The following is a 15579-nucleotide window of genomic DNA, read 5'->3' as shown; positions in this document are numbered from 1 at the left end:
GGCTTTGGGTTGGGCATAATCAACTGGTTAAGGGTAATTTTACTGACTAAAAATCATGGATTGAGGGCCGTTATAGAAGCCAAGCTACAGCAGTTTTATTAAACAGCCACTAAATATCAATAATTTTTAGCTCTAGAGGAAACAGCGCAGATGGGACGGATCTTTATTTCGGCAGGTCATGGTGGGAACGAGAGCGGCAGAATCGACCCAGGCTCGATCGCGGGTGGCACCACAGAAGCCAGAGAAATGATCCTGCTGCGGGACTTGATTGTAACCGAACTGCGATCGCGCGGGTTTGAAGTTTTGGCCGTACCTGATGACCTTAGCCTAGCGGGGACCATCTCCTGGATCAACAGTCGCGGGCGTGTGGGTGACGTTGCCTTAGAAATCCATGCCGATGCCTTTTCTGATCCCTCTATCCGAGGAGCCAGCGTTCTTTATATTGCCAACAACGACGAGCGCAAAGCTCACTCAGAGCTGCTGCTGCTGGCCCTGCTGCGCCGAGTGCCCCAACTACCGAGCCGGGGAGCCAGACCCGATACTACTACCGGAGTGGGCAGCTTAGCTTTCTGCCGTCAAGTGGTTCCTGCTTCCCTGTTAATGGAAGTGGGCTTCTTAACCAATCCAGACGATCGCTTTTTGATTCAAAACCGTCGCCGCGATATTGCCTTAGGCATTGCTGACGGCTTAGCCGCTTGGAGCCGAGCGGTCGATGCATCCATCCCCACGCCTACACCGACTCCCACGCCAACCCCCACTCCTACCCCTGTACCGACGACTGGCACCTATACGCCCGCCAACATCAATATCAACGGCTCTCTCTATGGTGAGCAGGGGATTGTCGTAAATGGCAACGCTTACATTCCCGTTGATCTAGCCGATCGCTTGCGGGTGGATCTGACTAAGGCTCCTAATATTCGCCGGATTAATTACCGCAATATTGTTTACATCCGAGCCGTAGATTTGCGGGAGTTGAACATTTCTGTCGGTTGGGATAGCGCTAGCCGGACGGTGATCCTGCGATCGATCCTCTCAATTTGCCCGGGTCAACTAGACCGCATCATCAGCAACGGCAATACTTCCGAAGTCCAGCTGATGATGTTCCTCAAATCTAATAACGAAAATGCCTTGACTCAGTTCCCCGATTTGCCGAAGCTCTACCGCGAGGAAGCCAGCATAGAAGGCGTGAATTATGATATTGCCTTTTGCCAAATGTGTGTAGAGACAGGCTTTTTGCGTTTTGGTGGTGATCTCAAGCCTTCGCAAAACAACTTTGCAGGTTTGGGCACGGTCGGCGGCGCTGAGGTGGGTGCGTCTTTCCCCAGCGCTCGGATTGGGGTTCGAGCCCATATTCAGCATCTCAAAGCTTACGCCAGCACTGAGCCTTTGGTTCAGGATGTAGTAGACCCCCGATTCCGCTTTGTCACTCGTGGCATCGCACCTTTAGTTGAGCAACTAAGTGGTCGCTGGACAGCAGATTTACAGTACGGCATTAAGATTACCGCTACCCTCAGACGGCTCTACGAAACAGCAGGTTTATTGTAATCTCGACGACCCATGCATGTAGCAAACCTCAGGCTCTGCTCTGGCATCAATGAGTGGGTGCTAGCAACGGCTCTATATCTCTCTAGCTATAGCCAGAACTTGAAAGGTGAAAAGTATGAATTGGCGGGATTATGAGATCGAAGCTGAACTGCAATAGATGAAGGCAAAGCTGAGTCGTGGCGGCAATAGCTCTAGTGCTGAAGTCAAGGCAGATTCTACAGATTTAGAGCTTGTCCTGAGACAGCTGCATCAGCTGGTAGGCATGAGCAACGTCAAGGATGAAATCAACAATCTGATTAACTTTCTAAAAATTCAGAAATTACGTCAAGAACAGGAACTGCCCAATATTTCAGTGACCCTTCATTCAGTATTCTGTGGGCCTCCTGGAACTGGAAAAACCACGGTAGCTCGGCTTATAGGTGAAATCTATAAAAACTTAGGGATACTTGCGAAGGGGCATTTGATTGAAACCGATAGAGCAGGGCTAGTCGCTGGCTACATTGGCCAAACTTCCATTAAGACGGATCAATTGATTGAGTCAGCCCTAGATGGTGTACTTTTCATTGATGAAGCCTACACTCTGAAGCCAGAAGGAGCGACTAACGATTTTGGTCAAGAAGCGATCGATACCTTGCTGAAGCGCATGGAAGACTATCGCGAGAGATTGGTCGTGATTGTGGCTGGTTATGGCGATGAAATGTCTAGGTTTATCGATGCCAATCCTGGCTTAAGTTCAAGATTTAACAAATATCTCTATTTTGCTGATTATATCCCTGAAGAATTGCTCAGTATTTTTGAATCAGTTTGCCAGCAGCATCATTTTCAATTAAATGATTTAGCTAAAGAGAGTTTACTGCAAAAACTCATGCATTTGTATGCCCATAAAAATAGAAACTTTGGCAATGCCAGATTGGTCAGAAACCTATTTGAAAAAACTGTTGAAAGACAAGCAAACCGACTGGTCAAACTTGACAAAGTTAGCAAAGAATTGATGATGACCATTCTACCTGAGGATATTCCTGAGCCTAGTACTTAAAGCGGAAACAAGAGGGGAGACAACGCGATCGCTAGAGGCAAACCTAGGGTTGAAGGCTAAGAACGTAAGAATGGCGGAGATCAATCAGCGCGATCGCTGTTGTAGTTCTGATTCTAGTTGGCTCACGATGGAGCCATAGCTCGGTATCAACTAGCGGGTTGAATTGGAGCTTTACATCAAAGGGTTGCTTTTAGTTCGGCTTAGATACCTTTTAGATAACAGCCTATGCCCCCTTCATCCCAACAACCACTGTACGAGCCTTTGTCCGAGTCTAAAGCTACTTTTCACTCTAGGCCCTTCTATTGGTTCAAGTCTATTTGGGCACGTTCTATTGGCTCTCGCTTGTTTTTGTATGTTTTAACCGGAGCCTTTGTGGGTTTGGGGGGAATGTCTTATTTATTCTATCAAGCTTCTGAAAGTAGAGCTAAGGAACAAATTCAAGTCACACTTGACACTCAGGTAAAGTCGATTGAAGGGCAGCTTACCCAGGCTGAGGAATCGATTATTGGTTTAGCAGCCGGAGTTAAAACCATGCAGGCTCTTGAGATTAAAGATCCAGAAGCCTATAAGAAAATAGTCTTTGAAGTTTTCCAAAAGCGTCCGAAACTAACAATGGGAGTTGGTTTTGGCCAAGCTTCTGGCCAAATTGTCTCAAGTCGGCAATGGTTCTATCCCTACTTTTATGTAGACCAAGGTGCATCAGGAGCTGTAGGCCAACAGTTACCGCCCCCCTATAGTAATATTCGGTACTCAGAGTTATTTTCTGATGATAACTATCCAGATCGAGAATATTACAAAGTACCTGTAGCAAAAGGAAAAACGGTCTGGCTAGAACCGTTTGATTGGTACGGTATTACCATGACTAGCCTTTCGAGTCCCTTTTATAGTGACAGTGGCAAGCTGCTTGGCATTGTGGGAGAAGATGTCAACGTTACAGCCCTCGGTGAACAAGTTAAAGCGCCTGTAACTCGTGGGGGGGGCTATTTTGTCATTTTGAGTGAACAAGGCAATTTGTTAGCTTATCCTCCTGATCCGAAAAAAGCAAAAATTCGAGCTCGCTACCAACAGATACCAACCCTCAAGGACATTTGGCCCCAGTTGCAAAACGGACAGGCTGGAATCATTCAAGCAAAGGGCCAGTTTTGGGCTTATCGCAGAGTATCTAATACTAACTGGTTGATGCTAGCAGTCGTACCGCAGTCCTTAGTTTTAGGGCCAGTCTTAAGCATCACGATCTCAGGGGCTCTAGGTGCAGGGGCAATCCTGGCCTTGGTGGTAGCTTTGTTTGTGCGGCGGCTCAACGATCGCTTGCGACCAATTTTAGAAGAATGTCATAAGCTTAGGGCGATCGAAGCTGAGAAAACCGATGCTGGGAGCCAGGAAACCACAGGCGAAGCGCTGCATCTTTTGGGGACTGACATACCACTGGCTGGCTTAGATGAGATCTCTATTCTGTCGCTGTCCTTTCACCAAATGGCCCAACAGTTGCGGGATTCGTTTGCCGCTCTAGAGAAAACCAACGAAGAGTTAGAGTCTCGGGTAGCACAACGCACCGAAGAGTTGCACCAAAACAATGATCATCTCCAGGCCACGTTGCTTGAGTTGCGCCAAGCTCAGAGCCAACTGGTTCACAGCGAAAAAATGTCTAGCTTGGGTCAACTGGTGGCTGGAGTGGCTCACGAAATCAATAATCCGGTTAATTTCATTCATGGCAATCTGGTTCATGCCAGCCAATACAGCCAGGATTTATTGGACTTGTTGGCCTCCTACCAAACGCAGTTTCCGGATGCTCCTCCAGACCTCCAAGCCCAAGCTGAAGAAATTGACTTGGAATTTTTACAGGAAGACTTGCCTAAATTACTGGGTTCTATGAAGGTAGGGGCCGATCGCATTCGTGATATTGTGCAGTCTCTGCGGAACTTTTCACGCCTGGACGAAGCAGAGGTCAAAGATGTGGACATCCATGAGGGCATCGATAGCACTCTGATGATTCTGCAAAATCGCCTCAAGGCTAAACCAGAGCATCCAGCCATTCAGGTGGTTAAAGCATACGGCAACTTGCCCCGGGTCGAGTGCTATAGCGGCCAACTCAACCAGGTGTTTATGAACATTCTCACCAATGCGCTCGATGCCTTGGATGAGCATCAAACCAAGTTAGCAGACACAGGCACGAAACTCGCAGCGACGATTACAATTCGCACTCTCAGAGTGGGTCGCGATCGCATTGCAGTCCACATTGCTGATAATGGCCCTGGCATGTCTGCGGCAGTCCAGCAACGCTTGCTAGATCCTTTTTTCACTACCAAACCTGTCGGTAAAGGAACGGGGCTGGGGATGTCGATCAGTTATCAACTTGTTGTAGAGAAGCATGGCGGCTCATTGCAGTGTGTTTCGGCTCCAGGCGAAGGCACTGAATTCGTGATCGAAATTCCCATTCAGCAGCCGAACCAACAGCCTAATAACCGTCAGCCAGCGATCGCCCACGCAAATTGATTGGGCAATCACAGCGATTGTCCTGCTGCGAATACTTGATCTGTCAGCAAATTTAACTCTGGAAGGAGCGGGGAGACAACGCGATCGCCCGCTCGAAATAGGGTGCCGATATATTCCCCATCGACTAGCGTATACACCGTAATTGTGGGTTGCTTAGGCGAACCAATGTAGCGCACACCTCCCAAACCCAGATAATCTACAATCCAATATTCTGGAATGCCTAACTGCTCATAGTCCGCCAGTTTGTGAGCATAGTCATCCTGCCAATTCGTACTCACCACTTCAACTGCAAGCTTGGCCGAACTACCTAGAGAGATGCTGGATTGCCGCTGCCAGTAAGAATCAGACTCTAGTGCTACCTCATCTAGCACAATCAAGTCAGGGAGATAGCCGTTAATCTCTGACCCTGCGACTTTGACTAAACAGGTGCGAGGAATAAACCACGGCAATGCTAACCGTTCGATCTCAACATCTAGTTTGCGGGCTACTAAAGCTGCTACCTTTTCGTGTGGGCCAGTCGGGCGCATCTCTACAACCTCGCCCCAGCGCAATTCATATCGTCCTCCATCTTCTGGGTACTGATCCACAAACTGATCAAAGGTCAGTGGCGGTCGCGCAACTTGCCCAACCATAATCAATCTCCCTTTGGGATTCTTGGACTTCTTGCATGGGCCTTTGGATTAGTTGAGGTGTAAGCTTTGCCCTTGCCTTACCTAGTATGCAAGAGGTTCACTGAATAGGTTCTGTGACCCAAACTGGTTCTGCTGCTGTATCTGATTTGCTGAGTTGAGCTAGCTTCCAGGTTTTCTGGTCGGGTTGCTGTTGCAAATAGACTTCAAACGGATTTTGCTCTTGAGTCACTTGGCGGCTGGGTAGCTTCAGTGTCAGGTCGTAAGTTCCTTGGAGATGGTAAGCAGGTAAACCCTGGATTTTTAACGACTCTTGGTTGGCGATCGCAACTTGCTTTACTTCTACTTTGGGTGGCTTCTTCAGGCGGAGTTGGGTGGCGAGGGTTTGTTGAGTTTGGCCAACTTGGAGGGCGATCGCCTGCTGCACCACCCGATTGCTCAGCCCCGGAATATTGTTGCCACAAGCCGTTAACAGTCCCACCAATACTACTGCCAAAATCGCTCGGATCATAAACACCTACTCTCCTCTTCGTTCCCAATTACAGCGAGTCTCCTTAATACCTCAATATAGTAATTTTGTGGCTGCATTTTTAAGCAAAATACTCCTATGGCTAATAAAACACTTGATCTGACTAACCAACTGTATGACTATCTATTGTCTAACTGCTTGCGGGAACCTGAGCTTCTAGTGCAACTGCGGCAGGAAACCGCTCAACATCCGATGGCCCAGATGCAGATTGCTCCAGAGCAAGGGCAGTTTATGGCGCTGTTAGTGCAGCTAATGGGAGCTAAGAAGACGCTGGAAGTGGGGGTATTCACAGGCTACAGTTCCTTGGTGGTGGCTCTGGCCTTACCTGCGGATGGCAAAGTGATTGCTTGCGACGTGAGCGAAGACTACACCGCGATCGCCCGCCGCTATTGGCAAACCGCAGGCGTGGCCGACAAAATAGATTTGCGAATTGGCCCAGCGGTAGACACTCTAGACCAGCTTTTAGCTACTGGTGAGGCAGAAAGCTTTGATTTTGCCTTTATTGATGCGGATAAGAGCAACTACTGGAATTATTACGAGCGATCGCTGCAACTGGTGCGCCCGGGTGGGTTGATCGCGATCGATAATGTGCTTTGGTCTGGGCGGGTGGCAGATCCGCAAGTGCAAGACAACCGCACAGAATCGATTCGCGCTTTTAATGCCAAACTGCATCAAGACCAACGCATCACGCTGAGTTTGGTGCCGATCGCGGATGGTTTAACCTTGGCTCTGAAACGGTAAAAATCCCGCAGGCTGAAGCCTGAAGCTATCGGAACTAAGCCTGCCTGCGCAGGCTACAGACATCTGGTGCAGGGAAAAACCTTAGCTAAACAAAAGCCAGACTCCTGCCCAGGCGACAAGCACCCCCAAGATTGCCTGTCTACTGACCACCTCTCCTAGGGCGATCGCGATCGGCAGAATGAACAGGGGACTGGTGGAACTGAGGGCTTGGGCGACTCCAACTGCCGTAAATTTGAGCGAAGTTTGTTGCAGCCAAATGCCTAAATAGGTGCTGAAAAAAGAAGTAATGGCGATCGCCCCTAACCAAGACAAACTCCGGCGGCGATCGCGCTCGAAGTCTAAGGTTTTCACCACTAATCCCGCTTGTCGTCGTACTAATAGCCAAACCAACAACACCAATACACCAGCGGCTAGGCGGACTAAGGTGCTCCACAAAGGGCTAATGGTGCTCTGAGTTAAAGCGGCACGCGATAGCACCGCTCCTCCTGCTTGGCCCAACGCTGCCAGTAAGCCGTAGCCCATTCCCTGCAAAGGATGAGTTGATTTTTCTGTTGCTGCATTGGTATCCCCGGTAGGCACTCGCTCACTTACAACCCAGGTCACGCCGATAATAGTGAGGAAAATCCCTAGCCAATTGCTCAGCTCTAGAGTTTCTTGCAAAAACAGCAAGGCGAGAAAAGCAGATAGCGGTGGTGCTAAGGCTTCTAATAGTAGAGTTCGTCTTGGCCCCAGCAAGTTGAGCGCGGCAAAGTAATAGGTATCACCAAAACCAATGCCTACTACTCCACTCAGGATCAACAGTCCCAAAGCCGTACCGTTAATGTTGGGCAGACCACTGCCTTGGAGCCAAAGCGTAATCACAAGGAAGGCGATCGCGATCACGCCTTTAACCGAGTTCAAAACTAAGGGAGGCACCCGCTGTCCGATGCGAGTGTAGATCACGGACGCGATTGCCCATAAAAATGCCGCACTTAACGCGGCTAGTTCTCCCTTAAATTGGGTGAGCCAAATTAGCATTTAACAGTAGAGGATTGATTGCACAATACCCCACTGTAAGGGTGCTAGCTCCTACATGCATGCCTAACGACTAAAGTCGCAGCTACAAGAACGAAGACCGCCTTCGCGGTCTAACTTCTGTCAAGGTGGTTGTAGCCTGCGTAGGCAGGCTTAGTTCCAATAGTCCCAGGCTTCAGCCTGTAGGACCTTTAAATGGTTAATGGCTAGAGGTTACCAACTTTGAGATCTTGGAGAATTTCATTAGCAGCTTGGATGCCAGAAAGAACGGCTCCTTCCATAAAGCCTTGCCATTCGTAGAAAGAGTTGGCATGTTCTCCGGCGAAATGTAGGTTGCCAACTGGTTTGCCTTCGTTGCCTGCAATGGTGGTAAATTGTCCGGGGGTGTAGCAGGTATAGCTACCTTTGGTTAGAGGGTTTGCGGGCCAAGGTTCTAAGTGAACGCGGTATTGACCATTGATTTTAGTGGCGACTGCTTTTGACCCTGGATACACCCGATTGAAATCGGTGAGAAAGCGATCGGCTTCTGTTTGTACAGTATTGGCTTTGAGACGCAGAGCGCGATCGCCACTAGAGTAATCGGTCAGAATCGCCTGGGTAGTGGTGGCTTTAGCGGGATTGGTTTCCCAGGTGGTTTGGTGGTTGGGCAAATCGGAGTAAGAGCTGCCATTGCTGCCAGGGAGCCAAGGCCGACCCTTGAAACCGAGCATCATCTTGGCATTGTTGCCATAGCCGAGTTGTTGGATCGCTTGAACCTTCCAGGCAGGCAGACCCAGGCTGGCATCTAACTCAACTTGACGCAACGTTGTAAAGGGAATTGCCAAAACGACAGCATCATAGGTAGCGCTTGTGGTGCGGGAGCCAGCCTGAAAAGTGAGTTCAATTTGCTTGGTGCCTGTCTGTCGTACTCGCAACAGCTTCATGCCTAGCTTGACTGGGGCTTGCAGGCGATCGCGCAATCCTTGAGTGATTTTGTCGTTACCCTCTACGACGTGATAGCGCTCATCACTAAAGACCCCAAACGGCGTAAATTTTGAGCGGCGATCGGCATGGATAAACAGCAGGAAGTTTAAGCAGCTTTGTTGAGCGATCGGTAGGCCATATTCCGCCTCATAAGCGGCTTTGATGGCTACCTTGACCACATTGCCTGCTCGGCGACTGTCCAAATATTCCTGTAAGCTGGTGCGATCGAGCCTAACATCCGCTTCATTGTGGCTATTGGCGCTAGGCTCACCAGAGAGGGTGCGTAGATCTGCTTGCATGGCTGACACCAAAGCCCGAAACTCATCTACCACCACTGATTCTGGGTAGCGCTGAGCATTGAAATAGTAAAAGATTTCTCCCGGTTGTTTGGTGACATCTTCCAGCGTTAAACCAAACTCGCGAGCATAGCCGATTAGGGTTTTGTGTAAGTTATCAATAAACTCACCTCCCCGCTCTGCTACCTGTCCGGGAAAGAAGTTGTTACCCAAAGAATAGCAACGGCCCCCGACGCGATCGCTCGCCTCATGAATGGTGGCAAGAATCCCATTACGCTGGAGTTCGTAGGCACAAGTTAACCCTGCAAACCCTGCTCCCACAATTCCTACGTTGGCACTCGCCTTTGGTTTGGGTGCAGCATTAGTCCCTCTGGCATGCCCTGCGATCGCGCCTGCAATTCCCAAACCGCCTAACGCTAACAACTCCCGACGGCGTAACCGTTGGCGATCGGCAGCTTCCTCAATCGCGGCGAGCCACTCTAAACCTTGACTAGTCGAAATTCGCTGCCGTTCGCAAAATAAAGCAACCCGGATAGCCCGCGCCAAATTGTTGAAGAGAGGGGAGTGACTCATAAGCTTCCTTAACAGCAGTTTTCTTACAGCAAGTGAGGGAAATATCCCCCAACTGAAGTTTGTTAGATCTGCTACACGTTAGCCAAAAACTGAAGCTACTGTCATCCTGGAAGAACAAATAATTCTCATGCTAAGAACCTCAGCGTGAGGTTATTTCTGTGCATATGGTTTAGCGTCTTTTTGCTTTAACAAAGCGGCAATCTCAAGGTGGTTTGTGGCGATCGCGTGATCCAGGACAGAGTCATAGCCATATCTCAACCGATGAGGTTCCACAAAAGTTTCACGAGTGCTTCAACAACAATTGAACCAGTGAAGCATTTCCTGCACGTACAGTTGATGATGGATTCGGTTTGGGTTGACCAAGTGGAGAAAATGCAACTTGATAGCCACAAGCTGTGAGTAGAGTAGCCAAGGCGATCGCCCAGAAGGTGCCTACTTCTCCAAAGTCCCTCAAAGATAACGAGCAACTTGGACTGTCATCTCGCTCAATGGTTTCTGCGGTAATCGATTAGCATTCAAGACACGGCTAAAGTTGATTGATGCTCCAGCTTGCAGCGCTCCGGGAGTTTCTAGGGGCACAATTCCTTCATAAAGAATCTCCTGACTTTGCTGATCCACCAGTTTATATTCCACCAAAACTAGAGGAATGGGTTGACTGTCGCGATTCACCACACTCCCTGACACGGCAACCTTGCCATTGGCGATAGGCTCAACCTTTAAGTTAGAGAAAACTAGGGGTGTGAGTCTAGGCACAGCAGACGATCGCGGACAAACTGAGCCATTTAAGTCAACCACTGCTCCTGCGGAGTTCAGCATCCAGCAGCCTTCATGCTCTTGAGCGATCGCTTGTTTGCCAAACCGACCGATTCCGACCCCCAGTAAGGCTAGGGTGAGTAACAACCGTAAAAAATTCAGCATGGTAAGTGTCAATAGTCATGAGCGCAGCCTGGTACTACAGCAGCGGCAACTTTAATCTAACCTGAGTTACTGCTGAGCTTGCGAATGGGATAAGTCCTGTTTTAGTGGATCAGAGGCGATCGCAGAATTTGAGCGCATATAGGAGTAAGTGAAAGAAAAATCGCATGTTTGGGTACTTTAGTAGCACTAAGTTGCCCCCTTACGTCAGGTTCGCCAATTTAAGACCCATAGGGAGAAACTTCCAACCATGCCAGAGAAAACTTCATCGATTGATGGCTTAACTGAGAGCCAAGGAATCGCTGCTAAAGCTAATGAGTTCTTCAACCTGATTGATTCTGACAACGCCTTTAGTGGGATTGCCTTTCCATCTGGGCTCACTAGCACCAGCAACATTTCTCGGTTAGTACGTGCTGCTATTTATCAGAAGGGTGCCGCAACTGCATCGCTTGCAGGACAGCTTGAAGTGGATGAGATTGTAAGCGCACTTCAGTCTTTTGTTGGTGATGGAGTTGACCTAAACAAAATCACTGATTTGTTGAACGTCAAAGAGAAGGCTAACTCTAAGGTTTCTATTGCGATCCAAAACGCTGGCTTTGAAGACCCCGCTCAGGAAGACTTTACCTTTACTGTTGAGCCACCTCCGGGCTGGCAAGTATACGACCCCAACAACATCATTCCTGAGGTCACGACTGAAGATTCATCTGCGACTGGGGTATTCAATCCATCCCTTGATAACTATCCTGGTGGAGTTCCAGAGGGCAACAACGTCGGCTACAGCTTCTTAGTACAAGCCCCTGGCAGTGGAGAGGCAGGTTTAAGTCAAACCCTGGATACGCTGCTAGCTCCTAACACCCGCTATACTCTTTCGGTGGCGGTTGGTAATCCGACAGGGGATGACCCAGTGCCCGGAATTTCCTTTCCAGGCTTTTCAGGCTACCGAGTTGAACTGCTGGCTGGCGGGCAAGTTCTAGCTGTAGATGACAATTCTCTCAACATTCCGGAAGGGAAATTTAAGACCTCTAAAATAACTTACACTAGCTCCGCGACTGATTCAGTTGTAGGACAACCCTTGGAAATTCGCCTGATCAACTTATTGCAAGGGCCAGGAATTGAGGTTGATTTTGACGATGTGCAACTAACCGCGAAAGCACTTCCTGGGGGCAGTAAAAGTTCTCATGGAAATGCTACCTCCGGTGACTTGTTCAATCAGTTGCACCAACCGTCTACCTTTGAGCTACCTCTAGCACCAACGGATAGTTCTAGCTTGTTTGGTTAATTTTGCAGGTCAGGAGGTGGTCATGCGATCGCCTCTTGGCCCCAAAGAGTGCTGTAAATGCCTGTAGGGGCGAACGGTGGTCTGCTCTCATAAACCCTAGAGTTGCAGTTGATCCAGCAATGTCTTGACTTGTTCGGGGGAAGCGAGAGTATTAGCACATAAAATCCCTGAGGCTGCTACAGCAGGCACACCAATGCCAGGGCTGGTACTGTCTCCTACCCGATATAAGCCTGCAATCGGAGTTTGAGGGCCAGGAAACATCCCTTCTCCAGCGGCGATCGCAGGGCCATAGGTGCCTTGATGGCGGCGCAAATAGTGAGCGTGAGTGAGGGGAGTGCCAATGAGTTCAACCACAATGCGATCGTGCAGATCCGGGATAATTCGCTCCAAAGCTCGAAAAAGAGATTGCGATCGCTCTCGTTTGCGTTCCTCATAGTTTTTATCACGCTGCCAACCTGCATAAGGTTCCAAAGTATAGGCATGAACCACATGATGACCTGCTGGAGCCAGATTTGCATCCCACACAGACGGAATGGAGATCATGCAGGTGTTGCCCGGAGTGGTGATATCTTGCTCAGAGCTATGCACTACCACATGATGTCCAGTCAAATCCTCTAGACCATCCGCTCGGATACCGAGGTGTAAGTGCATAAAGCTGTCTACCGCTGGTGTGGCGATCGCCTTTTCTCGATATTGGGCAGGTAGATCTTCAGGTTTGAGAAGTTTGGTGTAAGTATCCCAAAGCGTGGCATTAGAGATCACGACTGGAGCTGTTACGCGATCGCCGTTACGCAGTTGTACACCTACTGCTCTGCCGTTTTTTACCAGAATTTGCTCCACGTGAGTTTTGAGGCGCAGTTTGCCACCCCAACGCTCCAAGCCTCGAATTAGTGCTTGTACGATCGCCCCGCTGCCTCCGACTGGATAATCAATGACCGAGCGCGATCGCTCTCCTAACATAAATGCGACTTCGGGAGCGATTGTACCTGCTGCTTTTAGTCCTGATAGTAAAAAACATTCCAAATCGATCAACCGTCGCACCCAAGGATCGCGCACTGTCTGATCCATAATTTTGCCGATTGAGCTTTGAATCATGCCTAGTTGGGGCAATAGCTTGATCAAAGCAGGTAGATAGCGGGTCGCTAAGATTGGCCCGATTTGCCAATCAGCCCGGAGCGCGATCGCAGGAATCCCGCGCAACGCCTCGTAGAGAGCTAATAATCTTTGCTCAAACTGAACAAGTTCCTGAGCACCTTGAGGGGAAACTTGAGCTACAGCTGTTCGGTAGCGCTCTAGCTGGCAATAAACCGGAAAGGTGCCTTCGGGGAAGTGGTAGTGACCCAGCGGATCGTAGGCGATCGCCTCTACGCTTTCTCCCAACACAGTCAAAACTTGTCTTAATGGATTCAGACTGTGCGGATCGCTTAAGCCTGCATAGAAAGACGGCCCTGCATCAAAATGAAAGCCCTGATAAGTAAAGCTCTGAGCCGCACCACCTGGTAGGTTGTGGCTTTCGCACACGAGCACTTGTTTGCCATAGCGAGCGAGCAGTGCCCCAGCAGTGAGGCCACCAATGCCGCTACCCACCACGATGACATCAAAGTTAGGTCTAGCGAAATCTTGCATGCCAATCCTATCGAAAGAGCAGACATCAACCAGGAGAGAGACGAGCTAAGGGCGATCGTTGAGCTAACGTTAAGCACTCTAGCGGAAGTACCATATGGGAGCCAACTTGCTATGAGCATATTATCCATTGAAGAGCTAAAAAATTTAGTAGACCAAACTCAAGGAGTCTGTGTATCTCTTTATATGCCGATGGTGCGACTGGGTTCTGAAACTCAGCAAAACCCAATTCGTTTTAAGAACTTAATTCGGCAAGCGGAAGAACAACTGGCTAATCAGGGCATGCGCTCTACCGAAGCTGTAGAACTGCTGCAGCCCGCCCATGATCTGGATCATGAGGACTTCTGGCAGCACCAAAGCGACGGTTTGGCTATTTTTATTGCCAATGGCGTGTTTCACTACTATTGTGTGCCCACTAGCTTTGATGAACTGGTTGTGGTTAGCGATCGCTTCCACATTAAACCCCTCCTGCCCCTCTTGACGGGCGACGGCAAATTCTATCTGTTGACCCTGAGTCAAGAAGATGAAGTGAAATTCTTTGAGGGCAGCCGTTTCAGCATTCGAGAGCTTGAGGTGGGAAATATGCCCAAAACCCTGAATGCAGCACTGCACTACGATGGGCCAGATCAGGGAATTGAGCAGCGGATCGCAACTTCTCGCGGCGGTACCAACAATTCATTCCAGCAACCGGGTTCTTTCCACGGTCAAGGCAATGATGGTGCCAAGCAAAATGATATTCTGCAATTTTTCCATGCCTTAGATGCCAGCTTGCATGAAACGCTGCGGAATCAAAAAGCGCCCTTGGTTTTGGCAGGGGTGGAATATCTCCTTCCGCTCTATCGCGAAGCCAATACCTACCCTCACTTGCTGGATGAGGGGATTACTGGCAACCAAAAAATCTCCCAGCCAGAAGAACTCCATGCCGCCACTTGGCAGATTGTAGAACCTCTCTTCCAGCAAGCCCAACAACAAGCCGTGGAGCACTACCGGGAGCTTAATGGCACTGGCAAGAATTCTCACGACCTGAAAGAGGCGGTTTCAGCGGCTTACTACGGGCGAGTGGAGCAACTGTTTGTCGCTGTGGGTGTGCAACAGTGGGGCACCTTTGACCCCGATGCCAACCAGATCCAGGTGCATACTGATGCCCAACCTGGGGATGAAGATTTGCTAGACTCTGCGGCGATTCAAACGCTGCTCAATGGGGGTACAGTCTATGCAGTCGAACCCGATCAAGTGCCTGAGGAAGCTCCACTAGCGGCTGTGTTCCGTTACTAATGGCTGAGAGGATATTCCACTTATAGTCTTTTTTCAAGGGCAATGATTGGATATCCACAAATGGCTTAGTGAGCATTAGTCATATAAGACCTAACCCCCAGCCCCTTCCCTAGCAGGCAAGGGGAGCCAGATTCAAAGTCTCTCTCCGCACTGGAGAAGGGTTTGGGGAGAGGTCTTGCAACTTGAGAAAAAAGTTAGCTTATTCTTTGCCTCCGTTTTTGTTCTTTGGTCAACTTAGCGCTTCCGATCGCATTACTCCCTATTTACACGACAAGCATCGCCTCTACGATCTCTTTCCCGGTAGCCGAGCAGAGCGATCGCAGATAAGCTCTTTGTATTCTTAAGCCATATTGATGCTTTAGGGAGTGCAGAAGCTCTAAAAACCCACATAGAAGAAGCATCTAACGATTGGTCAAACAGAGCTAAATTACCCAGCCGACGTATTGTTCCTGGTTCGGCGGGCGCTTATCTAATTCTAAATAACTTGGCTGGAGAACAAACCAAGCTTGAAATTGGTAATGCAAGTACTATCAGGGCTAAGCTCAGTAGAGCGAAAATTTCTCAAGAAAAGGATAGGGTCAGGCTAGAAGCATTGAAAGTTAGCCATGACCTCTACCCCATCTTCATTATCTACAACTCCTGCTCTCACTGACGAAAGCACCCTCGAA

At 49.2% G+C, this 15579-nt stretch carries 13 protein-coding genes; 7 read left to right on the top strand and 6 right to left on the bottom strand.

Annotation, left to right across the window (positions count from 1 at the left end):
• Window positions 1-150: 150 nt before the first annotated feature.
• From KME12_21505 to KME12_21495, 3 genes are all read left to right on the top strand, one after another.
• Window positions 151-1545 (top strand): N-acetylmuramoyl-L-alanine amidase, encoded by a 1395-nt coding sequence (locus tag KME12_21505; GenBank protein MBW4490364.1) that lies wholly within the window; start codon window positions 151-153, stop codon window positions 1543-1545.
• 262 nt (window positions 1546-1807) lie between these two features.
• On the top strand, window positions 1808-2581 hold the full coding sequence (locus KME12_21500) for an AAA family ATPase (protein MBW4490363.1): 774 nt from the start codon (window positions 1808-1810) through the stop codon (window positions 2579-2581).
• A gap of 225 nt (window positions 2582-2806) precedes the next feature.
• Window positions 2807-5074, top strand: a complete 2268-nt coding sequence (locus KME12_21495) for a hypothetical protein (GenBank protein MBW4490362.1) — start codon at window positions 2807-2809, stop codon at window positions 5072-5074.
• A gap of 8 nt (window positions 5075-5082) precedes the next feature.
• Here KME12_21495 and KME12_21490 read toward each other — a convergent pair whose 3' ends face one another.
• Both KME12_21490 and KME12_21485 read right to left on the bottom strand, forming a co-directional pair.
• Window positions 5083-5706, bottom strand: coding sequence for a Uma2 family endonuclease (locus tag KME12_21490; protein ID MBW4490361.1), 624 nt, complete (start codon window positions 5704-5706; stop codon window positions 5083-5085).
• A gap of 97 nt (window positions 5707-5803) precedes the next feature.
• Entirely contained in the window at window positions 5804-6214 is a 411-nt protein-coding gene (locus KME12_21485) for a hypothetical protein (GenBank protein MBW4490360.1), read from the bottom strand.
• 96 nt (window positions 6215-6310) lie between these two features.
• Here KME12_21485 and KME12_21480 point away from each other — a divergent pair, with 96 nt between their 5' ends.
• Window positions 6311-6973: a class I SAM-dependent methyltransferase gene (locus KME12_21480; GenBank protein MBW4490359.1), complete on the top strand. Its 663-nt coding sequence runs from the start codon at window positions 6311-6313 to the stop codon at window positions 6971-6973.
• Window positions 6974-7054: 81 nt separating this feature from the next.
• On the opposite strand, the gene KME12_21475 is transcribed toward KME12_21480, so the two are convergent.
• From KME12_21475 to KME12_21465, 3 genes are all read right to left on the bottom strand, one after another.
• A complete protein-coding gene (locus KME12_21475; GenBank protein MBW4490358.1) occupies window positions 7055-7990 on the bottom strand; it encodes a DMT family transporter in 936 nt (311 codons plus the stop codon).
• A 203-nt stretch (window positions 7991-8193) separates the two neighbouring features.
• The gene (locus KME12_21470; GenBank protein ID MBW4490357.1) at window positions 8194-9819 is read right to left on the bottom strand and encodes an FAD-dependent oxidoreductase; all 1626 of its coding nucleotides are present in this window, start codon (window positions 9817-9819) and stop codon (window positions 8194-8196) included.
• A gap of 450 nt (window positions 9820-10269) precedes the next feature.
• Window positions 10270-10737, bottom strand: coding sequence for a hypothetical protein (locus KME12_21465; protein MBW4490356.1), 468 nt, complete (start codon window positions 10735-10737; stop codon window positions 10270-10272).
• Between the two features lie 247 nt (window positions 10738-10984).
• Between KME12_21465 and KME12_21460 the strand changes: the two genes are divergently transcribed.
• Complete coding sequence (locus KME12_21460) at window positions 10985-12013, top strand: hypothetical protein (GenBank protein ID MBW4490355.1); 1029 nt, start codon at window positions 10985-10987, stop codon at window positions 12011-12013.
• A gap of 96 nt (window positions 12014-12109) precedes the next feature.
• Here the strand turns inward: KME12_21460 and KME12_21455 are convergent, their stop codons facing one another.
• Entirely contained in the window at window positions 12110-13639 is a 1530-nt protein-coding gene (locus tag KME12_21455; GenBank protein ID MBW4490354.1) for an NAD(P)/FAD-dependent oxidoreductase, read from the bottom strand.
• 111 nt (window positions 13640-13750) lie between these two features.
• On the opposite strand from KME12_21455, the gene KME12_21450 reads away from it, so the two are divergent.
• A complete protein-coding gene (locus tag KME12_21450) occupies window positions 13751-14911 on the top strand; it encodes a hypothetical protein (GenBank protein MBW4490353.1) in 1161 nt (386 codons plus the stop codon).
• A gap of 182 nt (window positions 14912-15093) precedes the next feature.
• Complete coding sequence (locus KME12_21445) at window positions 15094-15255, top strand: hypothetical protein (protein MBW4490352.1); 162 nt, start codon at window positions 15094-15096, stop codon at window positions 15253-15255.
• Window positions 15256-15579 lie beyond the last annotated feature (324 nt).

The sequence above is a fragment of the Trichocoleus desertorum ATA4-8-CV12 genome, assembly GCA_019358975.1.
Classification (GTDB): Bacteria; Cyanobacteriota; Cyanobacteriia; order FACHB-46; family FACHB-46; genus Trichocoleus; species Trichocoleus desertorum_A.
Note: the sequence above shows the minus strand (reverse complement) of the source record. Positions and strands in the feature narration are given on the sequence as shown.